Source organism: Polaribacter sp. R77954 (genome assembly GCF_044595335.1).
Classification (GTDB): domain Bacteria; phylum Bacteroidota; class Bacteroidia; order Flavobacteriales; family Flavobacteriaceae; genus Polaribacter.
In genome coordinates this window covers 3,167,549-3,191,588 of the sequence record NZ_CP138992.1, presented here as the reverse complement: position 1 = coordinate 3,191,588, position 24,040 = coordinate 3,167,549, and the positions used below count along the sequence as shown (strand labels likewise).

Annotated in this window: 24 protein-coding genes; 9 read left to right on the top strand and 15 right to left on the bottom strand. The window is 30.6% G+C overall.

The features are described 5' to 3' along the window. Positions 1–77 precede the first annotated feature (77 nt). The 3 genes from SJY27_RS13935 to SJY27_RS13925 all read left to right on the top strand — a co-directional run bounded on the left by SJY27_RS13935 (position 78) and on the right by SJY27_RS13925 (position 4,249). Positions 78–605 carry an inorganic diphosphatase gene (locus SJY27_RS13935; RefSeq protein ID WP_397445477.1) on the top strand — a complete coding sequence of 176 codons (528 nt, stop codon included), beginning with the start codon at positions 78–80 and terminating at the stop codon, positions 603–605. A gap of 124 nt (positions 606–729) precedes the next feature. After that, on the top strand, positions 730–3,168 hold the full coding sequence (locus SJY27_RS13930) for a sodium-translocating pyrophosphatase (RefSeq protein ID WP_397445476.1): 2,439 nt from the start codon (positions 730–732) through the stop codon (positions 3,166–3,168). A gap of 79 nt (positions 3,169–3,247) precedes the next feature. Further along, positions 3,248–4,249, top strand: coding sequence for an App1 family protein (locus SJY27_RS13925; RefSeq protein ID WP_397445475.1), 1,002 nt, complete (start codon positions 3,248–3,250; stop codon positions 4,247–4,249). Positions 4,250–4,300: 51 nt separating this feature from the next. On the opposite strand, the gene SJY27_RS13920 is transcribed toward SJY27_RS13925, so the two are convergent. Both SJY27_RS13920 and SJY27_RS13915 read right to left on the bottom strand, forming a co-directional pair. Next, the gene (locus SJY27_RS13920; protein ID WP_397445474.1) at positions 4,301–4,462 is read right to left on the bottom strand and encodes a DUF1328 domain-containing protein; all 162 of its coding nucleotides are present in this window, start codon (positions 4,460–4,462) and stop codon (positions 4,301–4,303) included. 201 nt (positions 4,463–4,663) lie between these two features. Further along, positions 4,664–5,113 (bottom strand): PA2169 family four-helix-bundle protein, encoded by a 450-nt coding sequence (locus SJY27_RS13915; RefSeq protein WP_397445473.1) that lies wholly within the window; start codon positions 5,111–5,113, stop codon positions 4,664–4,666. A 339-nt stretch (positions 5,114–5,452) separates the two neighbouring features. Between SJY27_RS13915 and SJY27_RS13910 the strand changes: the two genes are divergently transcribed. Further along, entirely contained in the window at positions 5,453–6,478 is a 1,026-nt protein-coding gene (locus tag SJY27_RS13910; RefSeq protein ID WP_397445472.1) for a helix-turn-helix transcriptional regulator, read from the top strand. A gap of 72 nt (positions 6,479–6,550) precedes the next feature. Here the strand turns inward: SJY27_RS13910 and SJY27_RS13905 are convergent, their stop codons facing one another. From SJY27_RS13905 to SJY27_RS13865, 9 genes are all read right to left on the bottom strand, one after another. Further along, the gene (locus SJY27_RS13905; protein WP_397445471.1) at positions 6,551–6,751 is read right to left on the bottom strand and encodes a DUF6327 family protein; all 201 of its coding nucleotides are present in this window, start codon (positions 6,749–6,751) and stop codon (positions 6,551–6,553) included. Positions 6,752–6,756: 5 nt separating this feature from the next. Then, positions 6,757–7,113: a hypothetical protein gene (locus SJY27_RS13900; RefSeq protein WP_397445470.1), complete on the bottom strand. Its 357-nt coding sequence runs from the start codon at positions 7,111–7,113 to the stop codon at positions 6,757–6,759. 3 nt (positions 7,114–7,116) lie between these two features. Continuing rightward, a complete protein-coding gene (locus tag SJY27_RS13895) occupies positions 7,117–7,452 on the bottom strand; it encodes a YtxH domain-containing protein (RefSeq protein WP_397445469.1) in 336 nt (111 codons plus the stop codon). 120 nt (positions 7,453–7,572) lie between these two features. Beyond that, positions 7,573–8,424 carry a biotin-dependent carboxyltransferase family protein gene (locus SJY27_RS13890; RefSeq protein WP_397445468.1) on the bottom strand — a complete coding sequence of 284 codons (852 nt, stop codon included), beginning with the start codon at positions 8,422–8,424 and terminating at the stop codon, positions 7,573–7,575. Further along, positions 8,417–9,148, bottom strand: coding sequence for a 5-oxoprolinase subunit PxpB (pxpB, locus tag SJY27_RS13885; RefSeq protein WP_397445467.1), 732 nt, complete (start codon positions 9,146–9,148; stop codon positions 8,417–8,419). The genes SJY27_RS13890 and pxpB overlap by 8 nt, the downstream gene beginning before the upstream one ends. Continuing rightward, positions 9,141–9,872 carry a 5-oxoprolinase subunit PxpA gene (pxpA, locus tag SJY27_RS13880; protein ID WP_397445466.1) on the bottom strand — a complete coding sequence of 244 codons (732 nt, stop codon included), beginning with the start codon at positions 9,870–9,872 and terminating at the stop codon, positions 9,141–9,143. Before pxpA ends, pxpB begins: the two co-directional genes overlap by 8 nt. A 1-nt stretch (position 9,873) precedes the next feature. Further along, entirely contained in the window at positions 9,874–11,100 is a 1,227-nt protein-coding gene (locus tag SJY27_RS13875; protein ID WP_397445465.1) for an Nramp family divalent metal transporter, read from the bottom strand. A 92-nt stretch (positions 11,101–11,192) separates the two neighbouring features. Continuing rightward, positions 11,193–12,803, bottom strand: coding sequence for a phosphoenolpyruvate carboxykinase (ATP) (gene pckA, locus SJY27_RS13870; RefSeq protein ID WP_397445464.1), 1,611 nt, complete (start codon positions 12,801–12,803; stop codon positions 11,193–11,195). Between the two features lie 88 nt (positions 12,804–12,891). Beyond that, a complete protein-coding gene (locus tag SJY27_RS13865) occupies positions 12,892–13,269 on the bottom strand; it encodes a DUF423 domain-containing protein (protein ID WP_397445463.1) in 378 nt (125 codons plus the stop codon). 71 nt (positions 13,270–13,340) lie between these two features. On the opposite strand from SJY27_RS13865, the gene SJY27_RS13860 reads away from it, so the two are divergent. Next, a complete protein-coding gene (locus SJY27_RS13860; protein ID WP_397445462.1) occupies positions 13,341–14,708 on the top strand; it encodes a saccharopine dehydrogenase family protein in 1,368 nt (455 codons plus the stop codon). A gap of 14 nt (positions 14,709–14,722) precedes the next feature. Here SJY27_RS13860 and SJY27_RS13855 read toward each other — a convergent pair whose 3' ends face one another. Then, on the bottom strand, positions 14,723–15,145 hold the full coding sequence (locus tag SJY27_RS13855) for a molybdenum cofactor biosynthesis protein MoaE (RefSeq protein WP_397445461.1): 423 nt from the start codon (positions 15,143–15,145) through the stop codon (positions 14,723–14,725). 62 nt (positions 15,146–15,207) lie between these two features. Between SJY27_RS13855 and SJY27_RS13850 the strand changes: the two genes are divergently transcribed. Beyond that, positions 15,208–15,480 (top strand): DUF3817 domain-containing protein, encoded by a 273-nt coding sequence (locus tag SJY27_RS13850; protein ID WP_397445460.1) that lies wholly within the window; start codon positions 15,208–15,210, stop codon positions 15,478–15,480. Positions 15,481–15,517: 37 nt separating this feature from the next. Here the strand turns inward: SJY27_RS13850 and SJY27_RS13845 are convergent, their stop codons facing one another. From SJY27_RS13845 to SJY27_RS13835, 3 genes are all read right to left on the bottom strand, one after another. After that, the gene (locus SJY27_RS13845) at positions 15,518–15,760 is read right to left on the bottom strand and encodes a MoaD/ThiS family protein (protein WP_397445459.1); all 243 of its coding nucleotides are present in this window, start codon (positions 15,758–15,760) and stop codon (positions 15,518–15,520) included. A gap of 20 nt (positions 15,761–15,780) precedes the next feature. After that, positions 15,781–18,255 carry a DUF5686 and carboxypeptidase regulatory-like domain-containing protein gene (locus SJY27_RS13840; RefSeq protein ID WP_397445458.1) on the bottom strand — a complete coding sequence of 825 codons (2,475 nt, stop codon included), beginning with the start codon at positions 18,253–18,255 and terminating at the stop codon, positions 15,781–15,783. Positions 18,256–18,389: 134 nt separating this feature from the next. After that, the gene (locus SJY27_RS13835) at positions 18,390–19,418 is read right to left on the bottom strand and encodes a LacI family DNA-binding transcriptional regulator (protein ID WP_397447929.1); all 1,029 of its coding nucleotides are present in this window, start codon (positions 19,416–19,418) and stop codon (positions 18,390–18,392) included. Positions 19,419–19,599: 181 nt separating this feature from the next. Between SJY27_RS13835 and SJY27_RS13830 the strand changes: the two genes are divergently transcribed. The 3 genes from SJY27_RS13830 (at position 19,600) to SJY27_RS13820 (ending at position 24,008) form a co-directional block, all read left to right on the top strand. Next, positions 19,600–22,224 (top strand): TonB-dependent receptor domain-containing protein, encoded by a 2,625-nt coding sequence (locus tag SJY27_RS13830; protein WP_397445457.1) that lies wholly within the window; start codon positions 19,600–19,602, stop codon positions 22,222–22,224. Positions 22,225–22,336: 112 nt separating this feature from the next. Continuing rightward, positions 22,337–22,702 carry a glutaredoxin family protein gene (locus SJY27_RS13825; protein ID WP_397445456.1) on the top strand — a complete coding sequence of 122 codons (366 nt, stop codon included), beginning with the start codon at positions 22,337–22,339 and terminating at the stop codon, positions 22,700–22,702. Then, entirely contained in the window at positions 22,692–24,008 is a 1,317-nt protein-coding gene (locus tag SJY27_RS13820; protein ID WP_397445455.1) for an MFS transporter, read from the top strand. Before SJY27_RS13825 ends, SJY27_RS13820 begins: the two co-directional genes overlap by 11 nt. The last annotated feature ends 32 nt before the right edge of the window (positions 24,009–24,040 follow it).

The following is a 24,040-nucleotide window of genomic DNA, read 5'->3' as shown; positions in this document are numbered from 1 at the left end:
AATTAATAGGTATTTACTTTATAAAATCTAACACTTTCGCTACATTTGTTTCAAAATTTTAACAAATTGATATAATTATGAGCGAAAGTAAACCTTTAACCTTTGATGTTTTAATAGAAATTCCTAAAGGAAGTAGAAATAAATATGAGTACGATTTTGCATTAAACAAAATTCGTTTTGATCGAATGCTATTTTCATCAATGATGTATCCTGGAGATTATGGATTTATACCAGAAACTTTGGCTTTAGACTCTGATCCTTTAGATGTTTTAGTACTTGGTCATCAACCAACATATCCAATGGTGGTAATGGAAGTTAGACCCATAGGTGTTTTTTATATGACTGATGAAAAAGGGCCTGATGAAAAAGTAATTTGTGTACCTGTTTCTGATCCTATTTGGAGTAAAAAAACAGATATTTCTGACCTAAACCCACATAGATTAAAAGAAATTGAACACTTTTTTCAAGTTTATAAAGATTTAGAAGAAAAAAAGGTTGATACTGGTGGATGGGGAAATGCAGAGGCTGCTTTAAAAATTTATCACGAGTGTGTAGAACGTTATGATAATAGCGAACACAAGAAAAAAAGAACCTTTACGATTTAAATTATCATATTCTTAAAATACAAATAAAATATTAAGCTATCTTAAATTTAAGATAGCTTTTTTTATCATATATATTTTCATATTTTTGCTCTCGTTTTAAATTAATCAAATTCAAAAAAAAAATATGGAATCATTAATGATATGGATGCCAATTGCTATGGCAATCCTAGGCCTAATCTACATGTGGATTAAACAATCTTGGGTAATGAAACAAGATGCTGGTGATGGTAAGATGAAAGAAATTTCAGATTACATCTATGAAGGAGCTCTGGCTTTTTTAAGTGCTGAGTATAAATTGCTTGCAATTTTTGTGGTAATAGTTAGTATAGCATTAGCTATAGTTTCAATTATTGTACCAACTACACACTGGTTAATTGTAATTGCTTTTATTTTTGGTGCTGTATTTTCTGCATTTGCAGGAAATATAGGAATGAAAATTGCTACTAAAACAAATGTAAGAACTACACAAGCTGCTAGAACAAGTTTGCCAAATGCTTTAAAAATATCTTTTGGAGGTGGTACTGTAATGGGCTTAGGTGTTGCTGGTTTAGCGGTTTTAGGTTTAACTGCTTTTTTTATCGTTTTTTACCAAAAATTTATGGGAGGAGTTTGGACTTCTACTGCAGACATGACCATTGTTTTAGAAACGCTTGCAGGTTTTTCTTTAGGTGCTGAATCTATTGCTTTATTTGCAAGAGTTGGTGGAGGTATTTATACTAAGGCAGCTGATGTTGGTGCAGATTTAGTAGGTAAAGTGGAAGCTGGAATTCCTGAAGATGACCCTAGAAACCCTGCTACAATTGCAGATAATGTAGGTGATAATGTAGGTGATGTTGCTGGTATGGGTGCAGATTTATTTGGATCTTATGTAGCAACAGTATTAGCGGCTATGGTTTTAGGTAATTACGTAATTAAAGATATGGGAGGAGCCATAACTGATGCTTTTGGCGGAATAGGTCCAATTTTATTACCTATGGCAATTGCTGGTGCTGGAATTATTATTTCTATCATTGGTACAATGTTGGTAAAAATTAACTCTAATGATGCTAAAGAAGACCAAGTAATGGGCGCTTTAAACAAAGGAAACTGGACTTCTATTGTACTAGTAGGGCTTTCTTGTTTTGGTTTAGTTACTTGGATGTTACCAGAAACCATGCAAATGGAATTCTTTGGTGAAGGTTTGCAAGAAATCTCTTCTATGCGTGTGTTTTATGCAACTCTAGTTGGTTTGGTAGTTGGTGCTGTAATATCATCAGTAACTGAATATTATACAGGTTTGGGTAAATCACCAATCTTAAAAATTGTACAACAATCTTCTACAGGTGCAGGTACAAATATTATTGCTGGTTTAGCTACAGGTATGATTTCTACATTTCCATCAGTATTATTATTTGCTGGTGCAATTTGGGCTTCTTATGCTTTTGCAGGTTTTTACGGAGTTGCATTGGCTGCCTCTGCAATGATGGCAACAACAGCTATGCAATTGGCTATTGATGCTTTTGGACCAATTTCTGATAATGCAGGTGGTATTGCAGAAATGAGTGAACAAGAACCAATTGTTAGAGAACGTACAGATATTTTAGATTCAGTGGGTAATACTACTGCAGCAACTGGTAAAGGTTTTGCTATTGCTTCTGCTGCATTAACCTCATTAGCGCTTTTTGCAGCTTATGTAACGTTTACAGGAATTGACGGAATTAACATTTTTAAAGCACCTGTTTTAGCCATGTTATTTGTTGGTGGAATGGTACCTGTAGTATTTTCTGCTTTAGCTATGAATGCTGTTGGTAAAGCTGCTATGGAAATGGTACAAGAAGTAAGAAGACAATTTAGAGACATTCCTGGAATTATGGAAGGTACAGGAAAACCTGAATACGATAAATGTGTAGCAATTTCTACACAAGCATCATTAAAACAAATGATGTTGCCAGGTTTATTAACCATTGGTTTTCCTCTAGTAATTGCTTTTTTACCTTTAGCTTTTGGAATGAATAAATTAGCTATCGCAGAAATGCTTGGTGGTTATATGGCTGGTGTAACTGTATCTGGTGTACTTTGGGCTATCTTTCAAAACAACGCAGGTGGAGCTTGGGATAATGCTAAAAAATCTTTTGAAGCTGGTGTAGAAATTAATGGTGAAATGACCTACAAAGGTTCTGATGCCCATAAAGCAGCTGTTACAGGAGATACTGTTGGAGATCCTTTTAAAGACACTTCTGGACCATCAATGAACATTTTAATTAAACTTACTTGTTTAATTGGTTTAGTAGTTGCTCCTATTTTAGGAGGTCACTCTGAAGACTCAAATGCAATGAATAAAATTAACAACGAAGTAAACATAGCAGTTACTGCTTCTGATAATTCCGATTTAATTGCTGCAACCATAATAACTACAAAAACTGTAGACGGAAAATCTGTAACTGAAACAGAAGAGTTTAGTGGAACATTAGCAGAAATTGAGGCTAAGGCTGCAAAATCTGGTGACATTGTTTCTATGGATGTTAATAAAAACAAAGAAACTAAAGCTAAAGAAGTTAAGATAATTATAAAAGACAAAAACTAGTTTTTAGTTTAATTTATAAAAAAAAGCCACATTTAGATGTGGCTTTTTTATGCAATATATTTACCTTTAAAATAAAAAAATGTCAATTTTTACAAACGATCCTTTACAAATAATTGTTTTTCAAAGCTATGGAACTGAAAATCATTTTTATGCTAGAGGAAGAGCTTTAGAGGACGAAAAAATAACACTAGAAAGTAGAAATATTTTTAAAATTTTACTCAACTCTTGGAAACGTTTTGAAAGTGATGAAATTAAAAATTGCAACCTTGTGGTAACTTTACCTAACCAACATCAAATAAAAACAAAAACAGATAAAAATGGCTATTTTATTATTGATGAAAAAGTTGAAAACTTATCAAACTTAACAACACCTGATGGTTGGTTGCATTATCAAGTTTCATATGCTAATGAAATTGCTAATAAAAAAATCAATAAAAATAATTGTTTTCAAGGTGCATTACTAATCCCTCCTAAAAATGCAAATTTTGGTGTAATTAGTGACATTGATGACACTATTTTACATACAGGTGTTGTTTCTTTATTAAAATGGAGATTGATTGTAAATACGTTTTTTAAATCGCCTTTTACTAGAAAAGCTCTAAAAGGCACCTCTCATTTTTACAGTTTATTACATGCTGGTATATCAAAAAAAAACACAAATCCGTTTTTTTATGTAAGCCATAGTCCTTGGAATATGTACAGGTATTTAGAGTATTTTTTATCTAAAAACAACTTTCCAAAAGGAGCTATTTTATTAAGAGCCATGAGTTCTCTTTTTTCTAAAAATAGAAAAGAAAAACCTCAAAAGCAACAAGAAATCATCAATATATTAAACACCTACAAAACACTACCTTTTATTTTAATTGGTGATGCAGGTGAGCATGATACAGAAATTTATATGCAAACTGTAACTCAATTTCCTAATAGAATTAAAGCTATATATGTTAGAAGTGTAACTAAAGAAAAAAATAATCTAAGAATACAAAATCTTGTAAAAAACTATACAGATACTTTATTTTTACTGGTAAAAAATAGCGATGAAGCCATTGCTCATGCTAAAAAAAATAAATTTATTGCATAAAAAAACTACTTGAAATTTATCAAGTAGTTGTTATAATTTATATATTTTTAATTATACTTTTTTTCTTCCTGTAATTAATGAAATTAAAAAAAGAATAATAAATACTACAAATACAATTTTTGCAATACCAGCTGCTGCCCCTGCTATTCCTCCAAAGCCTAATACTCCAGCTATTAATGCGATTATAATAAATGTGATTGCCCAACGTAACATAGTTTAAGTTTTTAGTGATTAATATTTAAATAGTACTATTACTATTTCTTACACTTCAAATTTAATTCATTAATAAAGAGCTTGTTAACTCGTACCACTTTAATTTTAACTCAAATAAACACTCGTAAAACTTCATCATTATATAAAAAAAAGCTGCCTTATAAAGGCAACTCTTTTATGTATAGTAAAAGCAATTCAGTGTTAATGAATATCTTCTAAAGTCTTAATATTTTCTAATCCAAGTTCAATTTTGTTTTTCTGAGTTTTTAACAACGCTTTTGTACTACTTGGTAAATGGTTTTCACTTAATACTTCTTTATACTCTTCGACTGCCGTTTTTTCTCCTCTAATAGATTCTTCTAACATAGATTCTTCATTATCTAAAGATAACATTGCTTTAATATCCATCCATGCTCTGTGTGCAGTTCCTGTTAAACTTCCACCTTTATCAACTTCTTGATTATAAGACTTTATTTCTTCTTTTAAATCGTGCCCAAAATTGTATCTTTCTTTTGCTTTTGATTCAAAATAACTTTTTAATACAGTATTTTCAATATTATCTGCAGCAGTCTTAAAACCTTTTTCTGCGTCGTAAGTTTTTTCTAAAAGTTCATTTAATTTTTCCCCTACATGTTCTGTGTATGTATTCATTTCATTTTAATTTATATGAACGTTTATTTTGTTTTTATGATGCTAAACGTTTTACATCATGTAATTTTTTGTACTTTTTCTTTCACTTCAAAAGTACAGTGAATTTAAAGCTTCTTTTTGTTCAAAAGATGTAGAGTTTAACTCAAATAAAAGAAATTAAAATTTACAGCTGTTTTCTAATCTTTTTAAAGTGCATTTAAATATGTTTATAGGTAAAAAAAATTATGAATAACAATTTTAACATAAAAATAAACTTGAAATATAAAATCTATTAAAAATTATTTTACATTTACCATTGTCTTATTATTGGTAATTAATTTAACAGTGTAATAATAAATTATGGTACATATTGAGATTATTGCTGATAGTCCTAAAGATTTTTTAGAGCAGCTTCAAGATGCGATAGGTGGAGAAATGACGGAACGTTGGAGTGAGTTTGTTTTAAAAATGAACAACGAAAACGGAATTGGATATATAAGGTACATCCCTTTTGATTGGGGTGTTCATTTACTTGATTTTGAAATAAAATTTCATAAAGAAATACATTTAAACGTAAAATCTCACGACGAATTTAATCCTATTCGTTTTATATATCCTTCTCTGGGTAGCTTAAAACACAAATTTGGTTTACACAATAACGTAAAAGAAGTTGGGCAGTTTCAATCTTTAATTTATACTAATAAAGATGGTGGTTTTAATGATATTATTTTTCCAAAAGATGAACAATTGGCAATTAACATCATTCAAATTATTAGAAAACAGTTTCTTAAAAAAAGAACCACAAATGTTTCTACCTTAAATGAAAAGCTCTATGAAGTATTTGTAGATACAGATCATGATAATAGATTTGCTAGCTATGGTACTTTAAATTTAAAAATGGCAGACCTAATTAAGGGAATACATAAAATTAAAGCTAAAGGTATGCTTAGAATTTTAAAAATAGAATCTCGGGTTTATGAGATTTTATCTATGCATATTCAACAGCACAATAAAATATTAGCTGGAGATAAATTACCAGAAGGTATAAACAAAAGCGATTTAAAAATTGTTAGAAAAATTGGTAATAGTATTTTAACTAATGTTGCAAAAAGCTACTCTTTAGAACAACTTTCATTTAAGTCTGGCCTTACGCAAGCCAAATTGCAAGAGGGGTTTAAATTTTTGTACAACAGAACTGTTACAGAATACATAAGGCATGTACGTTTAGAATCTGCAAGAGATATGTTAAAAAATACAGATTTAAATATCTCTCAGATAGTATATAGTATTGGTTTTAGCAGTAGAAGTTATTTTTCTAAAATATTTAAAGAAAAATATGGTATTACTCCTAATCAATTTAAAAAAAAACTCAAAAAGGTAGCGTAATAAAAAAGCCCTGATATTCAAAAAAAATATCAAGGCTTTAATCAACCAACCATTATAATTATATAATTTATCTTATTTTAAGATTTTTTTTATCAACATTAAAATACCATATTTACTTATGGTTCTAAAAGCTGATGATATCCAGTTTACTGGTTTTAAGAATTCCTCAAAATTATATTTTACAATTTTTAATTCTTCTTTTGCAATTTCTTTTTCAAGTTCTAACTGTCTTAAATCTTTTTCTATTTCAGCAAAAGAGGTGTACGTTTTCATAATGGTTATGGTTTTGATTTATAAAATTGTCTAGATATCTTTGTGATGATTTTTCTGTCGATAAGCTGTCTGAACAAGTAAACGACAAAGCCAAACAATAGTAAAGCAACTCCAACAAGTAAATATCCTAGAGGTGTGTTGTTTAAGTAATCTCCTAAGGCAATTGCACCTGCAATAGACACAAATATTATACCTACACAAAGCAAACTACCAATTAAAAAAAGTTTGGTTAAGCTACTTATAGAATGCGTTAAAATCTGAAATACCTTAAGTTTACTATACTTGTAAGAAGCCTCTATATACTTCTTACCAATGTCAGCTCCATCTTCAGAGGTATCTTTTAAAGATTTTAAAATATCCATATTTTAGGCTGTCTTTTGTAATTTTTTATTTTTTTCTTTTAAGTCTTTCAACTTTTTTTCTAAAGTAGTAATTACATCTTCTGTTTTATGACTTACGTTAGATACTACAGACTCTAATTGTGAATCTAAACTTTCTTTTCTATCTGAATAGGTTGAGGCTACTTTTTCTTTAACATCTGCTGCAGTTTCTACTATTTTATCTTTTGCATTTATAGCTTCATCTGCAATTTTTTGTCGGGTTTTAATTCCTTTATCTGGTGCAAATAATATTCCTAAAGTTGCGCCAATTGCTGTACCTGCTAATAATCCTACAATTGTATTGGTGTTGTTATTACTCATTTGTAATGGTTTTAATGGTTAAACTTAATTTTTTGCATTTTTATGAGCTTCATAATAAATACATTACAAAATTACAAGAAGAGTTGCCTTGCACTTAACTCAAATAAAATGAATGTTAACTCAAATGCCAATAATAGCAAACTGCAATATATTATGAGTTGATTTTTGCGCCAACATATTTATAGAGGCTGCTGTAAGTTGTAAAATTCTTGGATAACCACCTGTTACTTGACAATCTCTCATCAATACAATAAGCTTGCCTGATGGTGTACACTGCACAGTACCTGGCAATACTGATGTTGTTAAAATTTGAGGTAAATTATTGGTAATTTCTTCATTCAACTTATACCCCATTCTACTATTATCATTAGAAATACTAAAGATTTGGGTGCATATTTTTTTTTGTTGATGTGCATTTAATAAATCAAATTCAGGCCCTTGATAACACTCAATTCTCGCTGATTCAAAATGAGTTTTATTCATTTTTACTATTGATTTAGAGGAGTTTAAATCACTTAAACAAGGCATATAAGAAATTGCATCTTTTTTTCTAAGGATAAAATCTTTGGTAATATTTGGGTAGAAACTTCTGCTGTTGAGTTTTACTTCGGATAAAAACCCGCCTTTTACAGCCAAATAACAACGCACACCATAATTCACTTTTCCAAAAGATAACACTGCACCTTTTTCAACAACAATTCTTTTGTTTAGCAATATTGCATGGTTGTTAATTTTTGGTGAAAAATCTCCACCAGTTACACAAATCAGGGTAGGTTTTGTAAACTCTAAGAGACACGCACCCAATGTAATTTCTAAAACAGCAGCATCCAAAGAATTGTTTAAAATTCCATTCGCTAAATCTGCAGCATAAGCATCCATAACTCCAGATACAGGAACGCCTTTTGAAGCAAAACCAAACCGACCTTTATCTTGAATGGTTGTATAAAAACCTGCTTTTAAAACTTTAAGCATTTTGTACCGTTTTTATAAGTTGATATTTTTGCTGTTTAATTTCTGATGCTATGTACTTATAATCCTCTAAAGAAATAGAATTAAATTTGATGGTATCTCCTGCCTTTGCAAAACACGGATTTTGTTTTGCTACATCAAAAAAATTGATAGGTGTTTTGCCAATAATATTCCAACCTCCAGCAGATTTGTTTGGATAAACGCCTGTTTGCTTCCCTCCTATACCCACAGCACCTTTGGCTACATGTAATCTTGGATTCGATTTTCGACTCACATAAAGTTGTTCAGGCAAACCACCTAAATACAAAAAGCCAGGTAAAAATCCGATGAAATAAATTGTATAAATTGCACTAACATGTAGTTTGATAACCTCATCAATACTTTTGTTTTTTGTATTAGAAATCTCTACTAGATCTATACCAAATTCCAAATCATAACAAACAGGTATTTCCCATTGATACAATTGTTGCTTGTCTTTTTTTAAGGTGGATGCGTATATTGTTTTCAGGTGATTTACAGCTGCTGTAAAATCAAAAATTTTGTTTTGATAGATGATCGTTAAAGAATGATATCCTTGAATGACATCTATAACATGAGCTTGATTGTAAAACTTTATTTTTTCTTGAAACTCTAAAATATCTTTTAAAATAGCATCATCAATTATGGCTTTCCATTCCATTAAAATGGCTTTTTCACCAAAACGTTTATATGTAATATTGTTACCCAATTGCAAACCCTTCTTTGATTAAATTTTGATGTAGATATTTTACAATTTCTAAGGCATTTTCAGTATCACTATGTACACAAAAGGTATTTACTTTTACTTTGTTTTCAGCACCAGAAATCGTTTTTACTCTGCAATGTTTCGCCATAAAAAAAGTATGTTCAAAAACTGCTTTTTTGTCTGTTATCAAAGCATTTTTTTGAGTTCTTGACACCAAAGATCCATCAGCATTATAATTACGATCTGCAAATGCCTCATATTTTATATTAATGTTATTTTTTAAGGCAACTAATTCTATTTTAGATTGATAAGGCACATACAATAAAACATCCTTCAAATATTTTTTTGTCATATTAATGAATAAAGTTGCTAATTCTTCATCTTTGGCAATGGCATTATACAAAGCACCATGAGGTTTTATATGATGCAGTTTTTGATTAAAAAATGCAAGTCTTTCTAAAAATAAATCCAACTGAGTATGAATGCTATTTCTTAAATCATCATTAGAAATTCGCATCAACTTTCTACCAAAATTTTCTTTATCAGGAAAAGATGGATGAGCCCCAATTTTCACCTTATGTTTCATTGCTAATTGAATGGTTTCATCCATAGTAATTATATCACCAAAATGACCTCCGCAAGCAATATTGCAAGACGAAATATAAGGCATTAACAAATGCTCGTTTGTAACACCTTCACCAACATCACAATTAATATCAATATTCATTTTATAAGAAGTTAAAGACTTTTAAAATACCTTTTGCACCTAAAAATATAGAAATTGCTAAAATTACAAATCCTAAGATATTTTGCGTTTTTGTATTTACAAAATTGCCTAAAACATTCTTTTTATTCATAATCCACAATAAAATTCCTGCAATAATTGGTAATAACATTCCATTAGCCACTTGCGCGAATTTTATAATTTCTATGGGTTTTATACCAATTGATGAAAATAAAACGCCTAAAAATAGAATTGTAATCCAAACTGCTCTAAAAGATTTCGATTGCATATTTCCTTTAAAACCTAAACAACCTTTGGCTACATAAGCAGCTGCTAAAGGCGCTGTAATGGCAGATGTAATTCCTGCTGCAAACAAACCTAAAGCTAAAAAATATCTGGCAAATTGGCCATATAAAGGCACTAAACCCTCTGCTAAATCTGCTGCGTTTAAAATGTCTTTTGATGGAATTGAAGCTGCTGAAATGATAATTGCCATAGAAACCAATCCTCCAAGAATAATAGAAACAATGGTATCTTTTTTTGCCAACTTTAGATCTTCTTTTTGATGCCATCGTTCTTTTACCAAAGAGGCGTGTAAAAACAAATTGTAAGGCACCACTGTTGTACCAATTAAACCAATAATGGTGAGTAAACTTTTTTCTGGAAATTTGGGCACAAACATTACTTTTAAAATCTCTAAAACATTGGGTTTCGTTATAATTGCAGTAATTACGAAAGAAAAACTCATCAACAAAACCAGTGCAACTAATGCTTTTTCTAAGAATTTATAATTGCCTATGTACAATAATATAAAAGCAATTATACCAATTACAATACTCATCAAATTGATAGAAAATGAATCAAAATTATATTTGAATTCGCCAAAAATGGTTTCTAATCCTAAAATACCTCCACTAATATTTCCTGCTTCGTAAGATGCATTTCCAATAACAATAGCTGACAATATTAAAATGGTAATAATTTGTTTTAAAAACGGAATTTTAATTTCTTCCCTAATAACTTCCGATAATCCTTTTTGAGAAATAACACCCAATCTTGCAGCCATTTCTTGTAAAACAATGGTTGCAATGATTGACAATAACATTGCCCACAACAAATTGAATCCAAAATTTACACCAGCCAACGTACATAAAGTTACTGTACCTGGACCAATAAAAGCTGCTGCTACTAAAGTGCCTGGACCTATATTTTTGAAGTATTTTTTTAGCATAATTATTCAAATATCAATAAAATAATTGTTTAAAAGAAAAAACACCCCATAAATGAGGTGTTTCTGTCCAAACAAATAATAATTAAAAATTACTAATGTGCATAACGTTGAGGACCTCCTCTACGAATTTCTTCGTTCGCAAATTCCTCAAATTGCTTAAAATTGTGTCTAAATGCGTTTGATAATTTAAAAGCGGTTTCATAATACGCTTCATCGTTATTCCATGTTGCTCTTGGGCTCAATAATTCTGTGGGCACTCCAGGACACGTTCTTGGTTGTGCAACACCAAATACAGAATGAATATGGTATTTTTCATAAGTATAATCTCCTAATTTACCCTCTAAAACAGCATTAATCATGGCTCTTGTGTATTTTAAAGGCATTCTTCTACCTACTCCGTATTTTCCACCAGACCAACCTGTATTAATTAGCCAAACATTTACGCCTGCATCTTTCATTTTTTTACTTAGCATTTCTGCATATTTTGTAGGATGTAAAGGCATAAAAGGTGCACCAAAACATGCTGAAAAACTTGGTGTTGGTTCTGTAACACCTGCTTCTGTACCTGCTACTTTTGCTGTATAACCAGAAATAAAATGATACGCTGCTTGTGCTGGTGTTAATTTAGATATTGGAGGCAACACCCCAAAAGCATCTGCAGTTAAAAAGAAAATATTTTTTGGATTTTTACCTATAGATGGCTCTTGTATATTATCAATATGATAAATAGGATAACTTACTCTTGTATTTTGAGTGATAGAAGTATCTGCAAAATCTACAACTCCATTTTTATCTAGAACCACATTTTCTAAAATGGCTCCCTTTTTTATGGCTGCAAAAATTTCTGGTTCTTGTTCTTGTGATAAATTTATCACTTTGGCATAACAACCTCCTTCAAAATTAAAAACAGTGTTTTCTGCTGTCCAGCCATGTTCATCATCACCAATTAAACTTCTATTTGGGTCTGTAGAAAGCGTAGTTTTACCTGTGCCTGATAATCCAAAGAAAATAGCTGTATCACCAGCTGTACCAACATTTGCAGAGCAATGCATAGGTAATGTATTTTTATAAACAGGTAGCACAAAATTTAAAGCAGAAAAAATTCCTTTTTTAATTTCACCTGTATATCCTGTACCCCCAATTAAAGCTATTTTTTTACTAAAATTTAAAATGGCAAAGTTATGTTGACGCGTTCCGTCTACTTCAGCATCTGCCATAAAACCTGGCGCATTTATAACAGTCCACTCAGGTGAAAAGTCTTTTAATTCTTCTTCTGTTGGACGTAAAAACATATTATACGCAAACATATTGCTCCACGGATATTCGTTTACAACTCTAATATTTAATTTATAGTTTTCGTCTGCACAAGCATAACAATCTCTAACATAAATTTCTTTTTCAGATAGGTAATCAACAACTTTATCGTAAAGTTTATCAAATTTTTCTTCTTCAAAAGGTAAGTTGATTTTACTCCACCAAACTTTATCTTTTGTAATTTCATCTTTTACAATAAAACGATCCATAGGAGAACGCCCTGTAAACTCACCTGTATTTACGGCAATTGCTCCTAAAGAAGACGTTACACCTTGTTTTTTTTGTATTGTTTCTAGGTGCAATTCATTAGAGGTTAGTTGGTAACGAATTGTAGCACTTTTGATTCCTAGACGATTTAACGAAATCGATTTCGTATTTGTATCTACCATATCAATATTTTTTTATTTTAAGTATAACACAAAATTACACAATAATTTAAAATAGAAGTATTTTAACCAAAAAAATATCAAATTTTTATCACTTTTTCAATTTCTTTACGAATATTACAATCATTGAAAGCCAACCGATTATAAAAAACAAACCGCCTAAAGGTGTAATAAACCAAATTGATTTTGCAGTAATTGAGGTAATTTGTATAAGATAAATTGAACCTGAAAAACAAAAAATTCCAGCAAATAAAAGGGAACTAATGGTGTTTTTTTGTTTTAACGAAAAACCATCATAAATATTTACAAACAATAAAACAAGTGTATGATACATTTGATAACGAACTGCGGTTTCAAAACTCTGTAACTGATCTGCAGTTAAAGTTTCTTTGAGAGCATGTGCCCCAAAAGCACCTAAAATAACTGCTGACAATCCTAAAAAACACGTAATTACTAAATTTTTAAACATTTATTATTCTTTCTGTTTAATTTTAAACATTATTAATATCTTTACAAAAAGACAAAAATACGGTATTCTTTATGAAAAACATATTGCTTGTTGGTGCAGGAAAATCTAGTTCTTATTTAATAAAATACTTGCTAGAAAAATCTGATGAAGAACCTATTTTACTAACCATTGGAGACATTGATATTGAAAACACCAAAAAGTTAGTACAAGAATCAGAAAAAGTAACTATTGTACAATTTGATGTATTTGATAAAAACCAAAGAAAGGAATATATCGAAAAATGCGACATCGTTATTTCTATGTTGCCTGCAAGGTTGCATCTAAAAATTGCCAAAGATTGTTTAAAATTGGGCAAACATTTAGTTACAGCTTCTTACATATCTAAAGAAATGAAAGCTTTACATAAAGAGGTAAAAGAAAAAGGTTTGGTATTTATGAATGAAATTGGTTTAGACCCAGGTTTAGATCACATCAGTGCAATGAGAGTAATTGACAGAATAAGAACTAATAATGCCAAACTGTTATTATTTGAATCTTTTTGTGGTGGTTTGGTGGCTCCTGAAAGTGATACCAATTTATGGAATTATAAATTTACTTGGAATCCTAGAAATGTAGTTTTAGCAGGACAAGGAGGTGCTGCTAAGTTTATTCAAGAAGGCACGTATAAATACATCCCTTACCATAAATTATTTAGAAGAACTGAATTTTTAAACATTAATGGTAGCAAATTTGAAGCCTATGCCAATAGAGATTCTTTAAAATATAGAAGCATTTATGGTTTAGATGATATCCCAACCATGTACAGAGGTACAATTAGAAAAGTGGGTTTTTCTAGAGCTTGGAATATTTTTGTGCAATTAGGTATGACCGATGATTCTTACTCCATTGAAAATTCTGAAAACATGAGTTATCGCGATTTTGTGAATCTGTTTTTAGCGTATTCTCCTTCAGATTCTGTAGAGCTAAAATTACGCTCTTACTTAAAAATTGATCAAGATGATGTGATGTGGGAGAAATTAGTTGAGCTAGATCTTTTCAATCCGAAGAAAAAAATTGGGCTTAAAAACGCTACACCTGCTCAGATATTACAAAAAATTTTAGAAAATTCTTGGACATTACAAAAAGAAGATAAAGATATGATTGTAATGCAACATTTGTTTGGTTATGAAATTGATGGTAAAAAACATCAAATAGAAAGTAGCTTAATGGTACTTGGTGAAAATCAAATTTATACAGCCATGGCTAAAACTGTTGGTTTACCAGTTGCAATTGCGGCTTTAAAAATTTTAAAAGGCGAAATAAAATCGCCTGGTGTACAATTGCCAATATCTAAAGAAGTATACATTCCAATTTTGAAAGAATTGGAAAATTATGGTATACAGTTTACTGAAAAAGAAGTCCCTTTTTTAGGGTACAACCCCAATCATGTAATTGGTTGAAAAATTACATCAAATTAAGGGTGTGCATTAACCCAAACCTCTCCATCAGAAAAATGTTCTTTTTTCCAAATGGGTACAGTTTCTTTTAACGTATCAATAGCAAATTCACAAGCCAAAAAAGCGGCTTTTCTATGTTTTGCTGATGCTGTTATAATTACAGGAATATCTTTTATTTGCAACATGCCTTCTGCATGATGAATGGCTATTTTTTTAATATCAAATTTTTCTAAAGCCAAATTAGCGATTTTTTGCATTTCTTTAATCGCCATTGGTTTGTAGGTAGAAAAATCGAGCTGGGTAACTTCTTTACCTTGTGTATCGTTTCTTACAGTGCCTATAAATGCAGCAATACCTCCACAGGCGTTATCTTCTACAAAATCATAACATGCTTGTAGGTTTAGTTTTTCTGAAGTTATTTTTATGTAAGTTCTTTTCATCTAAGCGTAAAAATAACAATTCATACTTTATCTTTGCTATTGAATTTTCTATACTTTTTAAAATGAAGAATATCTTTAGAATTGTTAGCTTTTTAGAAGGAGTTTCTTACATACTTTTACTATTTATTGCGACACCAATAAAATATATGCTAGACAATCCAGAATATGTAAAAATGTTAGGAAAGCCTCATGGAATTTTGTTTATGTTATATATTGTTTTGGCAATTGTAATTAAAAAAGAAATGAACTGGAATAACAAAACCTTAGGCGTTGTAATGCTGTGTTCAATAATACCCTTTGGTACTTTTTATGTTGATAAAAAGTATTTACGATAAAATTTTCGGCTCGATTTTTCTTCCCTTTGGGAAGCCTTTATCCTCCACTTACAGGCGGAATTATAGCCACAACATCATCATTATTTAACAGGTAGTCATCATCTGCATACGTTTCATTTACTGCAATTGCGTAAGAGTTTATGTTTGCTAAGTTGGAAAAATTATCCTGTAAAATAATTTTAAAAGCTTCAATTGAGGTGTTTTCAGCAACTTCAATCTCTAACTCAGTTGCTCCTACTAAATCTGTTGTTATTCCAAAAAAAAGTGTTTTAATTTTCATAAGCTACAAATATATACATCTTAAAAAGATAAATCTAATCCCAATAGAATGCCATCTTTTTTAGAAGTTCCGTGAAAAGATCTTATAAAATCAATTCTTAAAAATTTCCATTTTCCAATACCTATATTTTCTAAACCTAAAGAAAACTCAGAATACGGTTTTATATCAGACATAACCATTGCTTTTGCACCAGCAATTAAATGAAAATTTAACTTATTTATCAACGGTACTTTACCCAGCAATGCTCCTTTAAAATTATGTTCTATATGTGTTTCTGCGTATTTGTTATTTGTAAAAAAATTATAATATTCAAGTAATCCAAAATTATTTTTACGATTGCTATCTGTAACTATAAACATTTGATTTCCTTTTACTTGTAAATGATCCATAAAAGCAATGTTTTTTTGCTTTAAAAAAGCACCACCTCTTACATGATAGTGCAATTTTCCATAATTCCCTGCATTAATATTTTGTGTGATGCTGGCTATAAAAACATCTGCATTGAATTCTGAATTATTCGCAGCAAATGTTTTTCTATAGTTTACGCTTAAAGATGGGTATTTACTATTCCCTACATTAAATTTTCGATCGGAGTAAGATAAGTATTTTTGACCAAAAACAAATCTTGCCCCAACATTTAAAGTAGCTATGGTATGCGCTTCAAAAACTGAACTGGTAAAATTATTGGGTTCTAAAGGATTATTGGAAGTATAAGGGGCATTTTTACTTTGCCTTGCAAAAGAGTAATTTGTGGTATTAAACAGCGGTTTTCTGTTTGCATATTCTAAAGAAGACGAAAAATAGACTCCGTTTACAATTTCTTCAGAATACCCAATTCTTGCAAATTCTTTTTCATAAATTTTAATGTAATTTAATCTTCTTGTTAACGAACGAATTAAATTATCTAACTTTTTAATCGGGTTTCTTCTGTTGAATTGTGCTGTGGTTACACCACCTGTAATATATATTCTTGGTCTGGAAATGTCATTCCATTTTCTACTAAAATAAAAGGTGGGTCTTGCTTTTTTTTCTGAAAAACCATAATCTACATCAACTCCTGCAGACCACCATTTTCCTTTATCGTTCTGACTTTTAAAATAACTAGCTCCAAGTGAGGTATGAAACCCTTGCACTGTATTAAAACTCAATTTTTCAATCAACCCAGTAAAAGAAAGCGACCATTTTTCATAAGAATTTCGATACGTATACCCTGTTATAGGTGACAAAAAATGGAACTTGTTTTGTTTTTTATTAATGGAGTCTAAATAAGGTTTCGATTTACGAACCACCTTAATACTATCTTTAATGATATAATCTTTTACTTCTTCTTTTGTTAGTGGCACAGGACGCAACTTATTCCAATACACAGTGTCTTTTTCGGTAGCCTGTTTATCAAAGGTTAGCACCTCATTGGTAAACGTATTCTGATTAAAATCTGGTGAAAAATTATAATTAGAATAGGCTGATGAAAATCGGCCATCAAACTTAAAACCAAAAGCATTTACCTTAAAATCTATACTTTGACTAATTAACACCCAGGCATCATTTTCTTCGGAATAATTATAGTTTTGTTTTAGTTGTAAGGCATCTACCACTGGTATATTTACCTGTGTGCCAGTTACTGTAACATCTGCACCATACAATGCCCAATCATCTTCTACGATGTATAGAGAACCACTAAAAACCGCATCATTCTTACGTTTTGGAAGTACCTTAATTTTATTGATTAGTTTTCCGTTTTTTTCGTAAAAAGTACCTTCTAATTTATAACTATAATAGCTAAACGCATTGGTAGAAATGGGCGAAACCAAGTAGTTTCCAAATTCAACACTGTTGTTATAAAAATTGATATTTGCATCTTCGGCTCTGTTAAAACTAATTCCATTATCTCTTCCACTTACTTTAGATGCAATAATATTTTCTTTAAATTTCTTAGGTTTTTTTTGAAATTTAATATCAGAAAGCGTTTCAGAAAGGTAAATAATTCCACTTCTGGTAGAATCTAAACCTCCACCAAAATCACCCATACTTTGTCCTAAAAATTTTTCTGGAGCATCTTTAATTCTGTATAAACCTCTGCTGTAAAATTTTGCGGTGTATTTGGCAAACTTATTTGTGTTTTTATCCTTATTCGCAATTACATTTCTAATGATTCGATTGGCAGGATTGTCTTTCGTAGAAATCGAAATTTCATCCAACTGAATGTTTTCTTCTTCAAGCTTTATATTTAATTCAAAAGGAAATGAATTAATAGAAACTTCTTTTTTTAATGTTTTGTATCCTAAATATTGAAATACAATACTATATGCACCCGCTTTATTGAGTTCTAAAATATAATCTCCATTATCGTTAGAAGTAGTTCCGGTTACAGTTTTATCCAAATAAATACTCACAAAAGAAAGAGGTTGGTTATTGGTATCTGTTATTTTTCCTTTTACTTGAGCAACAGTTATTGACGAAATAAACAACAAAAGCAGGCAAAAAATTCTTTTCATAAAATTGGCTTTGATTGATAGACGCAAACATATAGCAATTTGTTACCAAAAAATCTTTATTTTTTGGTAAACATTTTGCAATTATTTTCTTTTTTAAAAAAAGTGTATCGTCAATTATAATACCAAAGGAATTTCTATTGTTGTTTTGTGGAATCTCTAACAATTAAATCAGTTTCTAAAATCACTTCTTTAAATGTAGCTTTTTTATTCATTTTTTTATCTTTTATCTCTTTATATAAAATTTTAAATGCTTTTTTTCCCATTTCAAAACCTGGTTGATTTATAGTAGTTAATGATGGTGATATTACTGATGACATAAACCAATTACTAAAACCAACAACATTAATATCTTTAGGTATTTTAATTCCGTTTTTAATAAACTCGGTCATTGCACCAATAGCCACTAAATCTGTATTTATAAAAACACCATCCACATCTTTGTGGTCTTTTAGTAATTGACGGGCGTTCTTTTTACCTTCTTCAAAACTCATATCACCACAATCATTTATATAGACTAATGAAGCGTCATAAGGAATATTATAATCTAAAAGAGCCTGTTTGTAGCCAAGAAATCTATCAATAGAGTTTTGAGGCAATAAAGGCCCTCTAAAATGAGCAATACGTTTACAACCAATTTTTATTAAGTATTCTGTTGCCATATATGCCGCTTTTCTATCATCAATAATCACTTTAGAACATTTTACTAATTTTGCAATTTTATCAAACATCACTAATGGAGTTTGTTGCTCAATTATATCATTTAAATGTTTGTAATCTGCAGTACTATTGGCTAAAGAAATTAAAATACCATCTACCCTTTTACTTAACAACAAATCTAATTGTTTCTTTTCTAGCTCAAAAGACTCATTAGACTGTAAAGTAATTACCAAATAACCTTTTTTTTCTGCTTGAGAAATTATACCCTTAATAACACTCGAAAAAAAGTGATGTACAATCTCTGGAATTATTAAACCAATCGTTTTTGATTCTTTAGTTCTTAAATTTACAGCAAAAGAATTAGGCTTATAATTTAACATAGCAGCCGTTTCTCTAACTAATTTTCTAGTTTTTTTACTTACATCAGGGTATTCTTTTAAGGCTTTAGATACCGTAGTTATAGAAATACCCAATTCTTCTGCTATTTGTTTTAGTGTAACCAAAATATTATATTTTTATAAAACTTAAACTTTGCTTTTTTACCCGATAAATATAGTTAATTATCTTTATCGAAAACGTTTTCGGTAAATCGAAAACGTTTTCGATTTATTTATTTCGTAAAAATACCCCATATAAAAATACATTTGAAAATAAAACAATTAACTTTTTATTAAATTCACATTTAAAATGAAAAAACAATTACAATTTAGAATGGCTTTATTGATGGTTTTAATACTATCAACAACAGCTCTTGTTGCGCAGTCAACAATTTCTGGTACTGTTAAAGACAATAGCGGTAATTTAATACCTGGTGCAAACATTCTCTTAAAAGGTACCACAAAAGGTGCAACTACAGATTTTGATGGAAACTACGAAATTAAAAATGTAGACAATGGAACTTACACAATTGTAGCGTCTTATATTGGTTATGATAATTTCAGCAAGGAAATCACAGTCAATGGAAATCTAAAATTAGATATTATCATTAAAGAAAACGCACAATCATTAGATGAAATTATTGTTACAGGGGTTGTAAATCCGAAATCTAAACTAGAATCTAGTGTTTCTGTATCTACGGTCGGAATTAAACAAATAGAACAGGCATCTCCAAGATCTGCAGGTGAACTTTTTAGAAGCATTCCTGGTATACGTGCAGAATCTTCTGGTGGTGAAGGTAATGCAAATTTTAACGTACGTGGTGTACCTGTTTCTTCTGGTGGTTCTAGATATTTACAATTACAAGAAGATGGACTTCCGTTAATGTTATTTGGTGATACTTCTTTTGGTAATGCCGATAACTTTTTACGTATAGATTCTAATATCGGAAGAGTAGAAGCTATTAGAGGGGGTTCTGCGTCTACGCAAACTTCTAATGGTCCAGCTGGTATTATTAACATGATTAGCAAAACTGGTAGAAAAGAAGGTGGTACAATTGGTGCAACTTATGGTTTAGATTTTCAAACTAGTAGATTAGATTTTGAATATGGTACTCCAATTGGAGATGGATTATATTATCACATTGGTGGTTTTATGAGAGTTGGAGAAGGTCCTAGAGATATTGGTTACCAAGGTAATAAAGGTGGTCAGCTAAAAGCAAACATAACTAAAGAATTTAAAAATGGCTATGTGCGTACGTATTTCAAATATTTAAATGACAGATCTGTAATGTACATGCCTATGCCAGTAGCGTTAACTGGTACAAATGCTGATCCAACTTTTGGTAATCTACCTGGTTTTGACATAACTTCAGATAGTCCACATTCTGTAAACATGCAAAATACATACAGTGTTTATGATGGTAATCCTACACAAAACGATATGAGAAGTGGTAACAACCCTGTTAGTGCTTCAGTTGGGGCAGAGTTTTCTTTTGACTTAGGAGATGACTGGAAAGTAAATGGAAAAGCAAGGTACTCTAACAATTCTGGTCAATGGAATGCTCCATTTACTGCAAACGTAGGTACAGTAGCTGATATTGAGGCTTTAGTAAGAGGAGCTTCTGGAGCAACTGGTGCTTTAACTTTTGAAGATGGTACACCATTTAATCCAGCAAATGGATTGGCTCAAGACATCAGATATTTTGATGTAACTATCGAAGATTTAAGTAACTTTTTTAGCGATATTAAAGTAACAAAAGCTTTAAATGATAATATTGGTCTTACAGTAGGTATGTTCTCTGCAACACAAAACACTAAAATTGGTTGGCAATGGAGTTCTGCAATTTCTGAAGTAGCAGGAGATGGTCAAGCTAGATTAGGTGTTTTTGATGGATTCTCTCAAGGTGGTGCTTATTCTTTTGGACAGCCTGTTTGGGGTAACTGTTGTCAAAGAAAATACAACACTGTGCATAATGTAAATTCTCCTTATGTAGGTGTAGATGCAGCAATTTCTGAAAAATTAAACTTTGATGGTAGTGTTCGTTTTGAAAACGTAAATGTTAACGGGACAATAAACTCTGGTCAATTAAGTAATTTAGATGCAAATGGAGATTTAATTGGTTTTGATTACAACAGTGATGGAGTAATTAGCCCTTTTGAATCTACAATACCTACAATAGCAGGTAATCCTGGTCAAGCAATTAGCGATGATTATAATTTTGTTTCTTATTCTGCTGGTTTAAACTATAAAATAAACGATGGAGCAGCTGTTTTTGGTAGATATAGTAAAGGAGCTTCTGGTAGAGCTGCAGATAGAAACACCTATGGTGCAGATGGTTTAGGAGATGTACAGTTTGATGAGATTTCTCAATTTGAAGTTGGTTTAAAAAAGAGATTAGATAATGGTGTTTTAAATGTTACAGGTTTTTTAAGTAATACAGACGAAGGTATTAGTAACGAGTTAAACAGAACTGTAGGAAATCCTTTTAAAGCATTAGGTTTAGAGGTAGAATCTGCTTTAGGATTTGGAGATTTTAGCATAAATGGATCTGTTACTTATACAAAAGCTGAAATTGATGGTGGTGCAAATAAAGGTAATAAACCAAGAAGACAAGCAGACTTTGTATACAACTTAGCACCAACTTATTCTTTTGGAGCCGAAAAACAACACCTTTTAGGAATTACAGTTTTAGGTACATCTAAATCTTTTGCACAAGATGATAACGTCCTTGTAATGCCAGGTTATGCTTACATTAATGCTGTAGCAAAAGTTAGCTTAACAAAAGGATTATCTTTAAGTGTAAACGCAAACAATTTATTCGATACAATTGGTGTTACTGAAGTAGAAGGAAATGGAAATATTGCTGCTGGTTTAGCTGCTGCAAGAACAATTTCTGGTCGTTCTACAACAATGACATTGCAATATAGTTTTTAAGTAACAAGTAGTTTTTTATTATTGATTTTGAATGAGAAATAGAGCCAATGAAATATTTATTGGCTCTGTTTTTAAAACTTTAAAAACTAAACCTAATAAATCTTATTTTAAAATGAAATATTTCATCATTGCCATCCTTTTACTTAGTTCTCTTCAAAATATTGCTCAAGAAGTGGTGCATCAAAAAAAAGAATCAGAAAAAGAAAAAATGATTGTGTATGGTAGTGATAGTTGCCATAGTTGTTTAGATACAAAAGCTTTTTTAAAAGAAAAAAATATAAAATTCACGTATTATGACATCGATGTAAATAAAGTGAAAGAGCAAGAAATGTTAGTAAAACTAAAAAGAGCTAACATTCCTATTTACACTCTAAGTTTACCAGTAATAGACAACAAAGGAGATGTATTTTTAAACAAAGGTAATCTTAAAGAATTTCTAATCGTATTAGGTAAAAAAATTGAAGAAAATGAAAATTAAAAAACCCACATTAAATTTCTGGCAAATATTTAACATGAATGTTGGTTTCTTAGGCATTCAATTTAGCTTTGGTTTACAACAAACTGCGGTAAATCCAATCTTCTCTTTTTTAGGAGCAAATCACGAAGATTTGCCATTACTCAACTTGGCAGGTCCAGTAACAGGTTTAATTATTCAACCAATTATAGGCGCAATTTCAGACAAAACTTGGTCTCCACGTTTTGGAAGAAGAAAACCATTTTTCTTAATAGGAGCTTTAATTGGTAGTTTGTGTTTATTCGCATTTCCATACAGCCCTTCTTTATGGTTCGCTGTAGGTTTACTGTGGATTTTAGATGTAGGTAACAATATGGCAATGGAACCCTATAGAGCCTTTGTTGGAGATAAACTACCAAACAAACAATTAAGTTTTGGTTATCAAATGCAAAGTTTATTTGTTGGTGCAGGTATTGTTTTGGCAAACGCATCTATATTTATTTTTCAAGATCAATTTGGTGGTGCAGAAAATGTTGATGAAACTGTAAAAGCAATTCCTAGATGGTTGTATTACTCCTTTTTTATAGGCGCAATTTTATCTATTGCAACCATACTTTGGTCGGTATTAAAAACTCCAGAAATACCTCCATCTGAAGAAGAATTAAAAGAAATAGAACAACACAACAAACTATCTTTTATAGATAGGGTAAAAACGCCTTTTAAAGAAATAGTTGGCGCTATAAAAGACATGCCAAAATTTATGTGGAAGTTAGCAGGAGTCTATCTTTTTCAATGGTATGCCCTATTTATTTATTGGCAATTTATATCGCCAATGTTCGAAGAAAGTATGGGTTTTAATAAATCAGAAGCATTAAGTCAGGCCGCAAAAATGAATACAACCTATAATATCTCTACCATTGTTTTTGCTTTGGCATTAGTGCCTTTTGCTCTAAAATGGGGTGGTAAAAAGGTGTATGTAATTAGTCTCTTTTTAACAGGTATTGCCATGTTAAGCATACCCAATATTCAAGACCCAACATTGGTTATTTTACCTATGATTTTATTTGGTATTGGTTGGGCAGCAATGATGGGTATTCCATATTCTATGGTTTCTAAAATAGTACCACAAGAAAGACGTGGTGTATATATGGGTATTTTAAATATGATGATTGTAATTCCAATGGGAATTCAAACTTTAACTTTTGGGCCAATTGTAAAAAACCTTTTAAATAATAGTGCAATAAATGCCATTTTATTAGGAGGTGTCTTTTTTATAGTTTCTGGATTTTTAGCACTTAGACTTAAAGAACCAAAATCAATTGCAGACTAAATTTAGGGTGCAATTTGCATCTAAAAAGAAAT